Genomic DNA, 14972 nt, shown 5'->3' with positions numbered 1-14972 from the left:
GGCTCAATTCTGAGCCTCTTTTGCTATGATCCTATTTTGCCGCTAGGCTGATTCTCCTGAGGAGGATACGATTCTGTTTCTCGCCAATACTGGCGTGTTCCTTCTTCACGTACAACAATTCCGATCTTTGCGAGTTCAAGACGGAAATCTTCAATGTCGTCTGTTTCCTCTTCTTTCAGTGCTTTCTGACGAGCCTTCAATATAGCATGAGCGCTTGGAGAGAGAGCGGGTGATTCAGGTACCCATCGTCTAAATTTATCTTTAAACGGGTCACCTTCAGCCGACCACAGGTAATGGTGCTTTTTAAAGGCCTGCTCAATGATTTTAGGTTTTTCATCTATTTCTTCACGTGCCAGTTCATATCCGTCTGTTCCTAAGAGGACAAGCCGTTTGTGATCAATAAATACCAGAGCAATGTCTTCGGAGTTGATCGTTTGAACATGCTTGCCTTTCATTAATGCTACGGAGTCGTTTGTAATCTGTACAGTTAATAGCAATTTCATGATTGAATGAGCGAACCATATACCGGCAATCAGGCCAAGCAGCGCGGTGATAAACTTAACCGGTGATCCGTGAAAAGAGGTAACAAGCCGAAGAGGGCCTTCTAATGGAATCCACGGCAGGGATAATGCCCATTTCGCAAGCTGATGAAAAAAATAACCAATGAGAAGACCGATGATTGCAAGTGTACCGTATAATAAACATTTCGCGGTTTTCGTAATTCCAATTATAGTTTGTGTTTGATCCTGCAAGTTGTCACCTTCTTAGCTAGAAATAAGTTGAATTCCCTTCCCATATTTTAACTTAAATAGAGAGGAAATCAAGAATGTTTCCGCTATTTTTGCTGTCATGCATGAAGCCGCCAAATGATTATCAAGCCTTCTTTATGATAAAGATCATACAGAAACGATATGACACGGAGCAGTAAGTTACTGGGGATAAAAGGAATTACTCTTGCTGATCGCGGCCCGCTTTTGTTTTTTATTTGAGAAAACAGGACGTATCACATAGCAGTTCACAGGGAACATAAAGAGTAATGGCTTTAGAGTTTAGACAACCAGGAGGAACTCACATGAAAATAGGATTGATCGGCTTAGGGAAAATGGGCATAAACATAGGAAAGCAATTGATCGACCGCAATCATCAAGCAATCGGTTATGACGTGAATCAAGCGGCTGTTGATGAACTGATATCTTATGGGGCTGAGGGGACAACAAATATAAAAGAATTGATTTCATTATTAGATACGCCGCGAATTCTGTGGGTGATGGTGCCGCATGACGTTGTGGATGCTGTACTGAGTGATGTGGCACCGTTATTAAACGAAGGGGATATTATCATTGAGGCTGGAAATTCTCATTATAAAGAGTCGATCCGGCGGTACAATCAAATGAAAGAAGCCGGTCTTCATTATCTCGACGCCGGAACTTCGGGCGGTATGGAGGGAGCGCGTCACGGGGCTTGTTATATGGTTGGAGGAGACCCGCAAGCATGGCGTATCGCGGAGCCGCTGTTTCGGGATACTGCTGTAGAAAATGGATATTTATATGCCGGAGAAGCGGGCAGCGGCCACTTTTTGAAAATGATTCATAATGGCATTGAGTACGGAATGATGGCTGCCATTGGTGAAGGATTTGAAGTGCTGGAAAACAGTCCGTTTGAATTTGACTATGAGAAAGTTGCAAGGGTATGGAATCATGGCTCTGTCATAAGGTCGTGGCTTATGGGGCTGACTGAGCGAGCTTTTTCTAAAGACGCGAGGCTGGACCAGATCAAAGGCGTCATGCATTCCTCCGGGGAAGGGAAATGGACAGTGGAAACGGCACTAGATCTGCAGACAGCAGCTCCGGTGATCGCGATGTCGCTCTTGATGAGATACCGTTCGTTAACAGACGATACGTTTACAGGAAAGGTCGTTGCTGCGCTCCGTAATGAATTTGGAGGACATGCAACAGAAAAAAAGTAAGGGGGGCGAAGCGGGCCGCCCTTATTTTTTTGACGCTTTCACCAGATGAGGAAACTTTATATATATGATTAGCATCAGGATCAGAACGTAGGCCCCGTAAATACTGAAAGACAGCAATTTGTTGCTGGAGAAATTGGCGCCGGCAATGGTAACAACTAAAATGTTCGGAATTTTTCCTATTAAAGAGGCGAAGAAAAAAACATGCCACCGAACACTGCTTAGTCCGCATATAACGTTCATGACTAGAGAAGGGATAACAGGGATAAGCCTTCCCAATAAAACTGCAGTAAACGCATTTTTATCGAATGAAGCCTCGTAGCCTTGTATAGCAGGATAAGCTTTTATTTTTTTTCTGGCCCAATCTCGAAAGCTGTACCTCGCGAGAAAAAACAGCAATATCGTACCGAGCATTGAACCGGCCAGTGTAATCCAAACACCATTTGCAATTCCGAACACAGCGCCATTTAAAGCTGCAATGATTGCAAACGGCACAATCGGGAAAAAGACGTCGGCGGCTATCAGCAGCATACTACATAAAACGGAGATCAATCCGCCTGCTTTTATAGCATCAAGCCAAGCTTCTTTCTGATAGAACCCGACTGCAATAACGGCGATGATCAAGATTATACCTAAAGTCTTTTTTAACATATCAATTATCCACTCCCAACACTTGTGGCGATGTCAGGAGGCAGAATCTCCGGCATCTACGTTAGTATAACTTGTACCGTTTCGGTGGTTCAACTGTCATACGAGTGGGGGGAAATACAATTTTTTTTTATCTAGTAAAATAGGCTGTCCATTTCTCTTGTTGCTGCATTCTTTAATAGTAGGGAGGGATAGAAATGGTAGCGATAAAAAGGGATTTTATACCAAAATCAAACGATAACCGTCCCGGCTATGCGATGACACCTGCCTATATTACGGTGCACAATACAGCAAATACCGCCAAAGGTGCCGATGCAAAAATGCACGCTGATTATGTGAAAAACCCAAGTACATCTGTCAGCTGGCATTTTACAGTAGACGATTCAGACATCTATCAGCATCTTCCTCTTACTGAAAACGGGTGGCATGCTGGCGACGGCACCAATGGGACAGGGAATCGCAAATCAATCGGGATTGAAATCTGTGAAAATGCAGACGGCGATTTTGACAAAGCAGTAGCTAATGCGCAGTGGCTGATCAAAAAATTAATGAAGGATCACAATATTTCGCTGGATCGTGTTGTTCCCCACAAAAAATGGTCTGGAAAAGAATGTCCCCGCAAACTCTTACATCAATGGAGTGCTTTCAAAAACGGAATTTCTTCCTCTGATACGCCATCTAAAGAATCACCCAAATCTTATCCTCTGCCTTCAGGAGTAATAAAACTCACTGCGCCTTATAGAAAAGGCACTAAAGTTCTTCAGCTGCAAAAGGCTTTAGCCGCCCTTCATTTTTACCCCGATAAAGGCGCGAAGAATAACGGTATTGACGGCATTTATGGACCGAAAACAGCAAATGCCGTGAAACGTTTTCAGCTGATGAATGGATTAAAAGCTGATGGTATATACGGACCAAAAACAAAGGCCAAGCTTAAAGCGAAATTAAAATAAATGCAGAGGTAATCAATAGCCTGTTTCCTCTGGCGGAAGCAGGTTATTGCATTCAACTCTTTGAAGTGTTTTTTCGCAGAAAAAGTCGGGAACTGAAATAGATATCTCATCCCTTACTGGAAACAGAATGATTTTAGTTGAGAGGGACACGTTAACAATAGAGAGAACGCTATAACGAAAAAACTCTGCGTTGAATGAAACAGAACAGAGGTATAACATAAAGATGAAGCTTTTGGGGGTGTAAAGATGAAGTATATGTTCATCCTTTTCCTTCTGCTGTTCGTTACAGCAGGATGTGAAGGAAAGGGATACGAAGACGTGGTAGCATTTGGTGACAGCAATACACGCGGCTCTAATTGGGATTATCGTGACTATCCAAAAGCGCAGCAGTGGGTCAATATTTTAAAAACGGCTGAACGCGGGAATCTTGATATCCTCAACGCAGGAATTGGAGGACAAACGACTGAAGATGCCCGTTTACGGTTTCAAACAGATGTACTCGATCCAAAACCTAAGCATCTTTTTATTATGTTTGGCACTAATGACGCTGGGATTCTGGCTGAAGGAAAGCCAAGAGTGTCAAAGCTGCGTTTCAGAGAGAATCTGGTTTACTTTATAAAAGAAAGCAGAAAACACGGCATCAAGCCTGTTTTAATGACGTGTATCCCTATTATTGAAGGAAACGGGAAGCATCACCTCTTTTACTATTCCAGGTATAAAGCGGCTGCTTTTGAATCAAAAGGCGGGGCGAGAAAGTGGCATAACTCATACAATGATATTACAAGAGATGTCGCGAAACATATGAATGTGCCTCTCGTAGACAACTGGAAGCACTTTATAGAAGCAGACGGCGGAAAAGCTACTGATGAAGCACTTATCCAATCCGGCTTGATAGATCCTTCAGGCAATCATATGACACCTAAAGGAGCAAGGGTTGTTTATGAAGGAATACAAGATGGGCAGGTCCTGAAGCGCTGATCCGGACAAAGGCCTAAGCGGTTTTATTTCTCCTACATAGGCTGTTATAGAAACATTTTTAAGGAGGCGCGCTTCACATGTACAGCGGTTATTTATACACGTATCCTTTCGGCGGCTGGCCATATGGCGCAAGCAGAGCATACGGATACGCTTTTATCGTTGTTTTGATTGTTGTTCTCCTGATTGTGGGCGGAGTGTATTGGTTCACATGAAATCCAGCCCTGGAAACACCTCTTTTTAGGGGTGTTTTTTGCTGAAAACAGTAGTAAAGCGCGTAACTGAAGTGATATAATATCAGTCATCTGAGTAAAAAAAGGAAATACGCCCGGAAAAAATAGACAAATTCCTATTAAGAAGATACGGAAATAATATGTCCGAGCGATCTTCTTTTTATTTCGTTTTCGATTAACTCGATAAAGTCACGGTTTAAATTCATTTCGGTGGCTTTGAAATAAGATTCTATTAATAATTCATCAGATAATTTTCTCATGCTAGGAACCCAATTAATGGGAGAGACACCTCCTTCATAGTTGGAATCATTCATGACTTTGTGACATACATTTATAGGTTGCGTTCATCTGAAGCTGAAGATTATCTTTAATCTACCATGAATTGCATATAAGAACAATCGTTCTGTTATCCACACCAAAAAGTGGATAACTTGTGAGTATCGTGTTTATAATTTGTCTAAAGAGTGATGTAATAAGAGTGGATAGTGTGTGTAAATTTATCCACACCTGGTGAAGAAACCCAATTTTTGTCGAAATTTTTTTGCTCAGTTTTTCTTTAAGCGCAAGTTCGATTTTTTTCGACATGAATTTTAAGAGAAAGAAAAGGGAAGGGTGCGGGTTTTGTTAAAAAAGTTTTTTTTACCTGACGAGTTTGTTAAAAATATTTTTCATATTACACCTGAAAAATTAAAGGAACGAAATGTAAAAGGAATTATCACTGACCTGGATAATACACTTGTTGAATGGGACAGACCAAACGCGACGCCGCGATTGATCGAGTGGTTTGAAGAAATGAAAGAGCACGGCATTAAAGTGACGATTGTCTCTAATAATAATGAGCGAAGAGTAAAACTTTTCTCGGAACCGCTCGGCATACCATTCATCTATAAAGCAAGAAAACCGATGGGCAAAGCCTTTAATAGAGCAGTGCGCAATATGGAGCTGAAAAAAGAGGACTGTGTTGTCATCGGAGACCAGCTGCTGACTGATGTACTCGGCGGGAACCGTAACGGCTACCATACGATCCTGGTCGTGCCTGTCGCTTCCTCGGATGGCTTTATTACGCGCTTTAACCGCCAGGTCGAACGCAGAATACTGAGTGCTCTCAAACGAAAAGGGCACATTCAGTGGGAGGAGTAAGAATGGAAAAGGTTGTTTGTATCGGCTGCGGAGTCACAATCCAAACCGAAGACAAAAATGGTCTGGGATACGCGCCGCCGGCTTCGCTTTCTAAAGAAAGTGTGATTTGCCAGCGCTGCTTCAGACTGAAAAACTACAATGAAATACAAGACGTTTCCTTAACGGATGATGACTTTTTAAACATCCTTCATGGAATTGGAGAAACTGATTCTCTCGTTGTTAAAATTGTTGATATTTTCGATTTTAACGGCAGCTGGATTAATGGATTGCAGCGCTTAGTCGGAGGCAATCCTATATTGTTAGTCGGAAACAAGGCGGATATTCTGCCTAAATCGCTCAAAAGAGAACGGCTGATCCAGTGGATGAAGCGCGAAGCGAAAGAGCTTGGCTTAAAACCGATTGACGTATTTTTGGTCAGTGCGGGACGCGGCCAGGGAATCAGAGAAGTCATTGATGCGATTGAGCATTACCGTAACGGCAAGGATGTTTACGTTGTCGGCTGTACCAATGTAGGGAAATCAACGTTCATTAACCGGATTATTAAAGAAGTGTCAGGTGAAGACAACATTATCACGACATCCCAATTCCCGGGCACAACTCTTGATGCAATTGAAATTCCGTTAGATGACGGCTCTGCGCTTTATGATACACCGGGAATCATCAATCACCATCAAATGGCGCACTATGTAAACAAAAAGGATTTAAAAGTACTCTCGCCCAAAAAGGAACTGAAGCCGCGCACATTCCAGCTAAACGATCAGCAAACGCTGTATTTCGGCGGACTGGCAAGGTTTGATTATGTTTCAGGTGAAAGAGCTGCCTTTGTCTGCTATATGCCGAATGAATTAATGATTCACAGAACGAAACTGGAAAATGCAGACGCGCTTTATGAAAAGCACGCAGGAGAATTGCTCACACCGCCGGGAAAAGATGATATGGATGAGTTTCCAGAGCTGGTTGCCCATACGTTTACGATGAAAGAGCAAAAGACAGATATCGTTTTCTCTGGGTTAGGCTGGGTAACGGTGCATGACGCGAATAAAAAAATAACGGCTTATGCGCCAAAAGGCGTTCACGTATTTGTTCGGCGCTCATTAATTTAACAAAAAGGGGAGAGGAGTATGAAGAAGCTGTACGGGGTTATCGGAAATCCGATTGCGCATTCCATGTCGCCGGATATCCATAACGCGGCTTTGAAGGATCTTGGTTTGGACGGACACTACCATGCATTTAAGGTGGAAGAGAATCGTCTGGAAGATGCGGTAAAAGGGATAAGAGCTCTTGGTGTACAAGGCATCAATGTGACTGTTCCGCACAAGGTTTCCATCATGGATCATCTCGATCATATTGATGAGAGCGCAAAAGTGCTTGGTGCCGTTAACACTGTCAGAAGAGAAGGAGACAAGCTTGTCGGATATAATACAGACGGAGAAGGCTTTGTGAAATCTTTAATGAGAATTTTGGACAAACCAGTCTCCGAACTGTCTTTCTTAATGATCGGCGCGGGCGGGGCAGCCAGAGCGATTTTTACAACGATCGTCCGCGACAATCCGGAAAAGTTTGATATTTGCAACCGAACGATAGAAAAAGCCAAACAGCTCGCAGAATCTGCTCCCTCGTTCCGCAATGTAGAAGTGTTAAGCATAAAAGAAGCAGAAAAACGGCTTGAGCAGTATGATGTAATTATCCATACAACATCTGTAGGCATGTATCCAAACGTGGAAGATATTCCGCTTTCATTGCAGCGTGCTGCAAGCAGTGCGGTTGTTTGCGATATCGTGTATAATCCGATTCAGACTTCACTATTAAAAGAAGCAAAGCAAAAAGGTCTGAAAACACTGGATGGAGTCGGCATGTTTGTTGAGCAGGCGGCATTGTCTTTCCGCTTGTGGACGGGACATGAGCCTGATGTTGAAAAAATGAGATCTATTGTAGTAGGGAAATTAGGAGGAAAATAATGTTAACAGGAAAACAAAAACGTTTCTTGCGTTCAAAAGCGCACCATTTAAGCCCGATTTTTCAAGTAGGAAAGGGCGGAGTCAATGACAACATGATTAAACAAATTTCTGAAGCGCTTGAAGCGAGAGAGCTGATTAAAATCAGCGTTCTTCAAAACTGCGAAGACGATAAAAATGATGTTGCGGAAGCTCTTGTAAAAGGAAGCCGCGCACAGTTGGTTCAGACGATCGGCAATACAATTGTTTTATATAAGGAATCAAAGGAAAATAAACAAATCGAGCTTCCTTAAGGTGGTTGAAATGAAGAAAATCGGAATTTTCGGAGGCACGTTTGATCCTCCGCATAACGGTCACCTTTTAATGGCGAATGAGGTGCTGTATCAGGCGGAGCTCGACGAAATTTGGTTTATGCCCAATCAAATTCCTCCGCATAAACAGGATGAAGACTATACAGACAGCACTCATCGGGTGGAAATGCTGAAGCTTGCTATTCAGTCTAATCCATCCTTTAAGCTGCAGCTGGCTGAAATGGAAAGAGAAGGGCCGTCATATACCTTTGATACCGTTTCTTTACTAAAGCAGCGATATCCGAATGATCAGCTTTTCTTTATTATCGGTGCTGACATGATTGAATACCTGCCGAAATGGTATAAGCTGGACGAGCTGCTGAATCTTATTCAATTTATCGGAGTAAAGCGCCCCGGTTTTCATGTTGAAACCCCTTATCCGCTTCTCTTTGCAGACGTTCCGGAGTTTGAGGTATCATCGACTATGATAAGGGAACGGTTTAAAAGCAAGAAGCCCACTGACTACTTAATCCCTGATAAAGTGAAGAAGTATGTAGAGGAGAATGGTTTATATGAATCGTGAGGAGGCACTTGCCTGCGTCAAGCAGCAATTGACCGAGCATCGATATATCCATACAATTGGCGTAATGAACACGGCGATTGAACTTGCGGAGCGCTTTGGCGCCGACTCCAAAAAAGCGGAAACGGCGGCTATCTTTCATGATTACGCCAAATTCCGCCCGAAAGAAGAAATGAAACAAATTATAGCCAGAGAAAAAATGCCCGCGCATCTGTTGGATCACAACCCGGAACTGTGGCATGCTCCGGTCGGCGCTTACCTAGTCCAGAGAGAAGCGGGAATTCATGACGAAGATATTCTTGACGCGATCAGATACCATACCTCTGGGCGTCCGGGCATGACGCTTTTGGAAAAAGTCATTTACGTTGCTGATTATATTGAACCAGGCCGTAAATTTCCCGGTGTAAATGAGGTTCGTGAACTTGCAGAAACGGATTTGAATCAAGCGTTGATTCAGTCGATCAAAAATACAATGATTTTTCTAATGAAAAAAAATCAACAGGTTTTCCCAGATACATGTTTAACTTATAACTGGCTTGTGTCTGGCAAATGAACAGGAGGAATATGTGAATGAATCAAACGTCCATTTTAAAGATTGCAGCTGCGGCTTGCGACGATAAGCGGGCAGAGGGTATTTTAGCACTGGATATGGAAGGAATTTCTCTGGTTGCGGATTATTTTCTGATCTGCCACGGTAATTCAGACAAACAAGTGCAGGCCATTGCGCGTGAAATCAAGGACCAGGCTGAAGAAAACGGCATTGAAGTCAAAAAGATGGAAGGCTTCGATGAAGCAAGATGGGTATTAGTTGACCTTGGGGATGTCATTGCCCATGTGTTTCATAAGGATGAAAGAAGCTATTACAACCTAGAAAAACTGTGGGGAGACGCTCCTCTCGCAGACCTGGAACTTGGAATGAACCAATGATTTACCAAGGCTTTGCAAGCGTGTATGACGAGTTAATGTCTCACGCACCTTACGACAAATGGACAAAGTGGATTGAAGCATCTCTACCGGAAAAAGGCCGTATTCTCGATTTGGCATGCGGCACCGGAGAAATTTCAATCCGGCTTGCCGAAAAAGGCTTTGAAGTCACCGGGATTGATCTCAGTGAAGAAATGCTTTCTTACGCCCAGCAAAAAGTACCAGCTAAACAGCCGATTCTTTTCCTTCAGCAGGACATGAGAGAGATTACCGGATTTGAAGGCCAGTTTGACGCGGTTGTGATCTGCTGTGACTCCTTGAATTATTTAAAAACGAAAAATGACGTAATGAATACCTTTAAAAGTGTATTTCAGGTGCTGAAGCCGGACGGCATATTGCTGTTTGATGTTCATTCACCGTATAAAATAACCGAGGTTTTTCCTGGGAGCACGTTTGCTGATCAGGACGAAGATATCAGCTATATTTGGAAAAGCTTTGCCGGAAGTGAAGAGCTTTCCGCCATTCATGATATGTCGTTTTTTGTTTGGAACGGAGAGGCGTACGACCGCTTCGACGAAACACATGAGCAAAGAACGTTCCGAGTGGATGAATACGAAGAAATGCTGGCAAGCTGCGGCTTTCAGCTTCATAAGGTTACCGCTGATTTTACCGATTCAGCGCCGTCACCACAATCTGAACGCCTGTTCTTTAAAGCGCAGAAATCAAAAACCATCGTTTACTAAGACGATGGTTTTTAAAATGCCTTTTTACCCTTTTGCATATAACAAACGGCTATGACATACTCGTTTACACATGAAACTGCTTCTTCACCGCGGAAATATCCTCTTCGTACTTCAAATGCGTATTTTGAAACACCCGATGAAACATATCCTGTACACCGCTTTCGAGTGCTTTAATGCCTTCTCCTGTCACGCCGCCTTTTACGCAAACCTTTTCCTGTAATGCAGGAAGGGTATACAATTCTGTTTCTAACAGTTTTCCCAGCCCGACAAGCATTTCTTTACACATGAGTATAGCGTCCTGTTTAGACACTGACGTTTCCGTAACGGCTGCATCTATAAACCGCTGAATCAGATAGCTCATAAAAGCGGGTCCGCAGCTTACGATATCTGACGCTACTCTTGTGATGTCACTTTCAATTTGCAGCGGATTAGAAATGTGCTTCATCAGCTCGTTGATTTTTGTTTTTGCTGCCTCCCCGCAACTTTTACCGAAGGTGACAAGAGAAACGCCAGCAAGCGCCCGGTTTGTAATACTCGGGATAACTCGTGCCACTTGACATGGCACATACTGTTCCAGCTGATCAGTCTGAAGCGGGCTTGTAATTGAAATGAGAATGTGATCCTTTGTTAAATAAGGGACTGCCCTTGACAATAATGGATATATATCAAGCGGCTTTACACAGATGAAAATGATCTCATTTTCTGCAACAAGCTTTTCGAGGCTCTCTGTTACGTTTAAGCTGTTGTAGCGGTTTTTTATCTTCAACGCTTTTTCAATTGTGCGGTTTGTGATTGTGATGTTTGAGGGATCGGCTGCTTGTGATTCAATAAATGATTCTATAAGGATCGTACCCATATTTCCAGTGCCGATAAAGCCAATCTTCAATGATTTCCCCTCCTTTGAGCTATTATCCTCTAAACCATATGTGATAAAGAAACAAAATATGACGAAAGCGGGGTGCATGCAAGTTGAATTGGTTGAATCAACATAAAACGATAATCATGTCAGCGGGCGCTGCTGCTGTTCTCATTGCAGTTCTTTGCCTCTTTTTTTTCAGCGGACATAACAAAGAGCCTGTAAAACAAGTTATATCTAGTGAAAAGGGAAATGCGGAGGTCAAGCAGGAAGCAACAAAAGACAAAGCGGAAGAAAATATTGTAATTGATATAAAAGGCGCTGTTAAGCATCCCGGCGTTTATGAAATGCATACGGGAGACAGAGTATCGCAGGCTATTGAGAAAGCAGGTGGCATTGGTGAAAAAGCAGATGAAACGCAAGTGAATTTGGCGGAACTTTTACAGGACGGTACAGTGGTGTACATACCGAGTGAGGGAGAAGAGGCGGCGCAGCAAGCGGCCGGCGGCGCTGTACAAAGCAGTAAGGGGAAGGAGACATTGGTCAATATCAACACAGCAACATTAGAGGATTTACAAAGCATTTCGGGAGTAGGACCTTCAAAAGCCGAAGCGATTATTGCGTATCGGGAAGAGAACGGGCGTTTCCAGACAATCGAAGATATCACAAAGGTTTCGGGAATTGGCGAAAAATCTTTTGAAAAAATAAAGTCTTCCATTACAGTAAAGTGAATTGACGGTCATGCATGATGATAGGTAAACTAAAGAACAGGCAACACAACATTTGGAGGGAACAACGTGGAACGAATTTCATGGAACCAATATTTTATGGCTCAAAGCCATTTACTGGCACTGCGCAGCACCTGCCCGAGATTGTCTGTCGGCGCTACCATTGTCAGAGATAAACGCATGATTGCAGGAGGCTATAACGGATCAATCGCAGGCGGCGTACATTGCGCGGACGAAGGATGCTTAATGATAGACGATCATTGCGCGAGAACGATTCACGCGGAAATGAATGCGATACTTCAATGCTCTAAATTTGGAGTGCCGACAGATGGAGCGGAGATATATGTCACGCACTATCCGTGTATTCAATGCTGTAAGTCTATCATTCAAGCCGGTATCAAAACAGTATATTACGCTGAGGATTATAAAACACATCCGTATGCCCAGGAGCTATTTGAGCAATCAGGCGTTACGGTTGAACAGGTTGAACTCGATGAAATGATCGTTGATCTGAAAAACAGAGAAAAGCTTTCATTTGTAGCGGGGCTTTTAGAAAAATTAGCGGATGCCGGTCTTGCAGAGGAAGATTTGAAGAAAATACATGAACAGGCTAATAAACTTTTTACGAGTTATGTGTGATTGATGCGGAATTCGCGTCTATTATTGCCTTTGGCGGCAGCTTCAGCAACGGCTGGAATTGCTGCCGCCTCTTATTTCTCCGCTGTCTTTCTCTTCTTCCTCTTTCTTCTTATTGTGTCAATCAAAACAAGGCACGCTCCACTCATTTTTGTTTGTTTATTCTCTTTTGTACTCAATTTTGCCCTGTTTAAGATCACAGATTCTCAAAATACTTCTTCGTATCAGCAGGGCAGCTATCACTTCAAGGCGGTTATTCATAGTATTCCTAAAATTGACGGGGATCGGATGTCTATGCTGATCAAGACGCCCGATGGCGAAAAATGGGCTGCCTCTTATCGGATTCAGTCTTTAGCTGAAAAAGACAAACTGTCACATCTAGAGCCGGGTATGGCATGCGAATTGACTGGTGCTTTGGAGAAGCCAAAACAAGCAACAGTGCCGGGAACATTTGATTATCAACAGTATCTTTACCGGCAGCATATTCATTGGAGCTATTCTGTCACATCTATTGGAAATTGCAGCGAGCCTTCAGGTGTCCGGTATAAGCTTCTCGGTTTGAGAAAATACATCGTATCATTCACGAACACACAGCTTCCGCCAGATTCAGCAGGAATCGTACAGGCGCTTACAGTAGGTGAAAGATCTTATTTAGATGACGATGTGCTTAATGCTTACCAAAGTCTAGGTGTTGTCCATCTGTTAGCCATCTCAGGACTCCATATCGGGATTTTGACAGCAGGCCTATTTTACGCAATGATCCGTCTGGGCATAACAAGAGAAAATGCGTCAATCCTATTGCTTTTGTTTCTGCCGATCTATGTTATTTTGACAGGTGCAGCGCCTTCTGTTCTCCGAGCCGCTCTGATGTCCGGCATCTACTTAGCGGGAAGCCTTTTTCAGCAGCGGGTGAATTCTGCCGGGGTAATCTGTCTTTCGTATATTGTCCTCTTGCTTTTTAATCCCTACTACCTTTTTGAAGCTGGATTTCAGCTTTCATTTGCGGTCAGTTTTTCTTTAATTCTCTCATCGTCTATTTTTCAGCATATCAAAACGAGTCTGGGACAGCTGACGATTGTATCTGTTATTGCCCAGCTAGGCTCACTACCCATTCTTCTGTATCATTTTCAGCAGTTTTCTATCATTAGCATTCCGATGAATATGGTGTTGGTGCCTTTTTATACATTCTGTATTTTACCGGCTGCTATTCTAGGAGTTATTCTATTATTTTTTTCAACGTCCGTCGGTCAATTTCTGTTCTATTGGTTTGATGTAATGATGACCTGGATCAACAGACTGATCACTAAAATCGCTGATATAGAAATATTCACAATCATCATCTCTCGCCCTGCACCTGCTCTTCTTCTCTTATTCACGCTCACTGTCATCATATTGCTTATGAGTATTGAGAAACCCTCATTTCCCCGGCTGACAGTGTCCACAGGCCTTTTTTGTGCAACGCTTATCCTGCTCTTTGTTTCCCCTTATGTTAGTTCCGAGGGAGAAGTAGATATGATTGATATCGGACAAGGTGACAGTATGTTTGTCAGTGCACCGTATCAGAAAGGCCGTGTTTTAATTGATACGGGAGGCACTTTATCTTATTCGTCAGAGCCTTGGCGGGAAAAACAGCATCCTTTTTCACTGGGGGAAAAGGTGCTGATCCCTTTTTTAACGGCAAAGGGCATCAAGCAGCTTGATGCGCTGATACTGACGCACGCAGATCAAGATCATATCGGAGAGGCAGAGGTTTTGCTGAAGCTTCATAAAGTGAAGCGTCTCATCATTCCGAAAGGGTTTGTTTCTGAATCTCATGATGAGAAAGTGCTGCGGACTGCCAGACAGGAGGGTGTGGCAATTGAAGAGGTGAAGCGGGGTGATGTATTGCAAATAAAGGACTTACAGTTTCATGTGCTGTCACCGGAAACGCCTGATCCGGAAAGTAAAAATAATTCTTCTCTCGTTCTATGGATGAAAACAGGTAGGATCAGCTGGCTCCTGACGGGTGATCTGGAAAAAGAGGGGGAACAGGAGGTTATCGATGTGTTCCCAAATATAAAAGCGGATGTGTTAAAGGTGGGGCATCATGGAAGCAAGGGCTCGACCGGTGAAGAATTCATCAAACAGCTTCAGCCCAAAACGGCGGTCATCTCAGCGGGTGAAAACAATAGGTACCATCATCCGCATCAAGAAGTTCTTCAATTGTTAAAGAGCCGATCCATTCGTGTGCTGCGCACTGATCAAAGCGGCACGATCCAATACACGTACAAAAGCGGATCTGGAACCTTTTCTGTTTATCCTCCATATGATACATCAGATATGACAGAGACGAATTAAAAAAGACTGCCGAG

General features: G+C 43.2%; 19 protein-coding genes. 15 read left to right on the top strand and 4 right to left on the bottom strand.

The genetic code is table 11. The features are described 5' to 3' along the window. Nucleotides 1–23: 23 nt before the first annotated feature. The gene (locus CJU60_RS06965; RefSeq protein ID WP_095713327.1) at nucleotides 24–752 is read right to left on the bottom strand and encodes a YqeB family protein; all 729 of its coding nucleotides are present in this window, start codon (nucleotides 750–752) and stop codon (nucleotides 24–26) included. Between the two features lie 320 nt (nucleotides 753–1072). Between CJU60_RS06965 and gnd the strand changes: the two genes are divergently transcribed. Then, nucleotides 1073–1966: a phosphogluconate dehydrogenase (NAD(+)-dependent, decarboxylating) gene (gene gnd / locus CJU60_RS06960; RefSeq protein ID WP_095713326.1), complete on the top strand. Its 894-nt coding sequence runs from the start codon at nucleotides 1073–1075 to the stop codon at nucleotides 1964–1966. Nucleotides 1967–1987: 21 nt separating this feature from the next. Here gnd and CJU60_RS06955 read toward each other — a convergent pair whose 3' ends face one another. After that, nucleotides 1988–2614, bottom strand: a complete 627-nt coding sequence (locus tag CJU60_RS06955; RefSeq protein ID WP_095713325.1) for a TVP38/TMEM64 family protein — start codon at nucleotides 2612–2614, stop codon at nucleotides 1988–1990. Between the two features lie 194 nt (nucleotides 2615–2808). On the opposite strand from CJU60_RS06955, the gene CJU60_RS06950 reads away from it, so the two are divergent. From CJU60_RS06950 to CJU60_RS21755, 3 genes are all read left to right on the top strand, one after another. Beyond that, nucleotides 2809–3561: a peptidoglycan recognition protein family protein gene (locus CJU60_RS06950; RefSeq protein ID WP_095713324.1), complete on the top strand. Its 753-nt coding sequence runs from the start codon at nucleotides 2809–2811 to the stop codon at nucleotides 3559–3561. Between the two features lie 246 nt (nucleotides 3562–3807). After that, nucleotides 3808–4539, top strand: a complete 732-nt coding sequence (locus tag CJU60_RS06945) for an SGNH/GDSL hydrolase family protein (protein ID WP_095713323.1) — start codon at nucleotides 3808–3810, stop codon at nucleotides 4537–4539. A 77-nt stretch (nucleotides 4540–4616) separates the two neighbouring features. After that, complete coding sequence (locus CJU60_RS21755) at nucleotides 4617–4751, top strand: hypothetical protein (RefSeq protein ID WP_010335019.1); 135 nt, start codon at nucleotides 4617–4619, stop codon at nucleotides 4749–4751. A gap of 137 nt (nucleotides 4752–4888) precedes the next feature. Here the strand turns inward: CJU60_RS21755 and sda are convergent, their stop codons facing one another. Continuing rightward, nucleotides 4889–5029: a sporulation histidine kinase inhibitor Sda gene (gene sda, locus CJU60_RS06940; RefSeq protein ID WP_003226124.1), complete on the bottom strand. Its 141-nt coding sequence runs from the start codon at nucleotides 5027–5029 to the stop codon at nucleotides 4889–4891. Nucleotides 5030–5390: 361 nt separating this feature from the next. Between sda and CJU60_RS06935 the strand changes: the two genes are divergently transcribed. The 8 genes from CJU60_RS06935 to CJU60_RS06900 are packed head-to-tail and all read left to right on the top strand — an operon-like array spanning nucleotide 5391 to nucleotide 10401. Beyond that, entirely contained in the window at nucleotides 5391–5909 is a 519-nt protein-coding gene (locus CJU60_RS06935; protein ID WP_003226126.1) for a YqeG family HAD IIIA-type phosphatase, read from the top strand. Between the two features lie 2 nt (nucleotides 5910–5911). Continuing rightward, nucleotides 5912–7012, top strand: coding sequence for a ribosome biogenesis GTPase YqeH (yqeH, locus tag CJU60_RS06930; protein WP_024122119.1), 1101 nt, complete (start codon nucleotides 5912–5914; stop codon nucleotides 7010–7012). Between the two features lie 18 nt (nucleotides 7013–7030). Beyond that, nucleotides 7031–7867, top strand: a complete 837-nt coding sequence (gene aroE / locus CJU60_RS06925) for a shikimate dehydrogenase (protein ID WP_095713322.1) — start codon at nucleotides 7031–7033, stop codon at nucleotides 7865–7867. Then, entirely contained in the window at nucleotides 7867–8157 is a 291-nt protein-coding gene (gene yhbY / locus CJU60_RS06920; protein ID WP_024122118.1) for a ribosome assembly RNA-binding protein YhbY, read from the top strand. The genes aroE and yhbY overlap by 1 nt, the downstream gene beginning before the upstream one ends. A gap of 10 nt (nucleotides 8158–8167) precedes the next feature. Then, entirely contained in the window at nucleotides 8168–8737 is a 570-nt protein-coding gene (locus CJU60_RS06915) for a nicotinate-nucleotide adenylyltransferase (protein ID WP_010335014.1), read from the top strand. Then, the gene (gene yqeK / locus CJU60_RS06910) at nucleotides 8727–9287 is read left to right on the top strand and encodes a bis(5'-nucleosyl)-tetraphosphatase (symmetrical) YqeK (protein WP_095713321.1); all 561 of its coding nucleotides are present in this window, start codon (nucleotides 8727–8729) and stop codon (nucleotides 9285–9287) included. Before CJU60_RS06915 ends, yqeK begins: the two co-directional genes overlap by 11 nt. 17 nt (nucleotides 9288–9304) lie before the next feature. Then, nucleotides 9305–9661, top strand: a complete 357-nt coding sequence (rsfS, locus tag CJU60_RS06905; protein WP_095713320.1) for a ribosome silencing factor — start codon at nucleotides 9305–9307, stop codon at nucleotides 9659–9661. Beyond that, the gene (locus CJU60_RS06900) at nucleotides 9658–10401 is read left to right on the top strand and encodes a class I SAM-dependent DNA methyltransferase (RefSeq protein WP_095713319.1); all 744 of its coding nucleotides are present in this window, start codon (nucleotides 9658–9660) and stop codon (nucleotides 10399–10401) included. Before rsfS ends, CJU60_RS06900 begins: the two co-directional genes overlap by 4 nt. Before the next feature lie 64 nt (nucleotides 10402–10465). Here CJU60_RS06900 and comER read toward each other — a convergent pair whose 3' ends face one another. Further along, nucleotides 10466–11287, bottom strand: coding sequence for a late competence protein ComER (gene comER, locus CJU60_RS06895; RefSeq protein WP_095713318.1), 822 nt, complete (start codon nucleotides 11285–11287; stop codon nucleotides 10466–10468). Nucleotides 11288–11370: 83 nt separating this feature from the next. On the opposite strand from comER, the gene CJU60_RS06890 reads away from it, so the two are divergent. From CJU60_RS06890 to CJU60_RS06880, 3 genes are all read left to right on the top strand, one after another. Next, entirely contained in the window at nucleotides 11371–11988 is a 618-nt protein-coding gene (locus tag CJU60_RS06890) for a helix-hairpin-helix domain-containing protein (RefSeq protein ID WP_095713317.1), read from the top strand. A 66-nt stretch (nucleotides 11989–12054) separates the two neighbouring features. Beyond that, on the top strand, nucleotides 12055–12624 hold the full coding sequence (locus CJU60_RS06885; protein WP_010335007.1) for a ComE operon protein 2: 570 nt from the start codon (nucleotides 12055–12057) through the stop codon (nucleotides 12622–12624). Between the two features lie 3 nt (nucleotides 12625–12627). Next, nucleotides 12628–14958, top strand: coding sequence for a DNA internalization-related competence protein ComEC/Rec2 (locus tag CJU60_RS06880; protein WP_095713386.1), 2331 nt, complete (start codon nucleotides 12628–12630; stop codon nucleotides 14956–14958). The last annotated feature ends 14 nt before the right edge of the window (nucleotides 14959–14972 follow it).

The sequence above is a fragment of the Bacillus sp. 7705b genome, from assembly GCF_002289525.1.
Classification (GTDB): Bacteria; Bacillota; Bacilli; order Bacillales; family Bacillaceae; genus Bacillus; species Bacillus halotolerans.
The sequence above is the reverse complement of the archived record's forward strand: the minus strand, read 5'-3'. Positions and strand labels throughout refer to the sequence as shown.

Excerpts from the sequence above, each read along its gene's own strand:
- gnd (WP_095713326.1), top strand. The coding sequence starts at position 1,073 with ATGAAAATAGGATTGATCGGCTTAGGGAAAATGGGCATAAACATAGGA.
- CJU60_RS06955 (WP_095713325.1), bottom strand. The coding sequence starts at position 2,614 with ATGTTAAAAAAGACTTTAGGTATAATCTTGATCATCGCCGTTATTGCA.
- CJU60_RS06950 (WP_095713324.1), top strand. The coding sequence starts at position 2,809 with ATGGTAGCGATAAAAAGGGATTTTATACCAAAATCAAACGATAACCGT.
- CJU60_RS06945 (WP_095713323.1), top strand. The coding sequence starts at position 3,808 with ATGAAGTATATGTTCATCCTTTTCCTTCTGCTGTTCGTTACAGCAGGA.
- CJU60_RS21755 (WP_010335019.1), top strand. The coding sequence starts at position 4,617 with ATGTACAGCGGTTATTTATACACGTATCCTTTCGGCGGCTGGCCATAT.
- sda (WP_003226124.1), bottom strand. The coding sequence starts at position 5,029 with ATGAGAAAATTATCTGATGAATTATTAATAGAATCTTATTTCAAAGCC.
- yqeH (WP_024122119.1), top strand. The coding sequence starts at position 5,912 with ATGGAAAAGGTTGTTTGTATCGGCTGCGGAGTCACAATCCAAACCGAA.
- aroE (WP_095713322.1), top strand. The coding sequence starts at position 7,031 with ATGAAGAAGCTGTACGGGGTTATCGGAAATCCGATTGCGCATTCCATG.
- yhbY (WP_024122118.1), top strand. The coding sequence starts at position 7,867 with ATGTTAACAGGAAAACAAAAACGTTTCTTGCGTTCAAAAGCGCACCAT.
- CJU60_RS06915 (WP_010335014.1), top strand. The coding sequence starts at position 8,168 with ATGAAGAAAATCGGAATTTTCGGAGGCACGTTTGATCCTCCGCATAAC.
- yqeK (WP_095713321.1), top strand. The coding sequence starts at position 8,727 with ATGAATCGTGAGGAGGCACTTGCCTGCGTCAAGCAGCAATTGACCGAG.
- rsfS (WP_095713320.1), top strand. The coding sequence starts at position 9,305 with ATGAATCAAACGTCCATTTTAAAGATTGCAGCTGCGGCTTGCGACGAT.
- CJU60_RS06900 (WP_095713319.1), top strand. The coding sequence starts at position 9,658 with ATGATTTACCAAGGCTTTGCAAGCGTGTATGACGAGTTAATGTCTCAC.
- CJU60_RS06880 (WP_095713386.1), top strand. The coding sequence starts at position 12,628 with ATGCGGAATTCGCGTCTATTATTGCCTTTGGCGGCAGCTTCAGCAACG.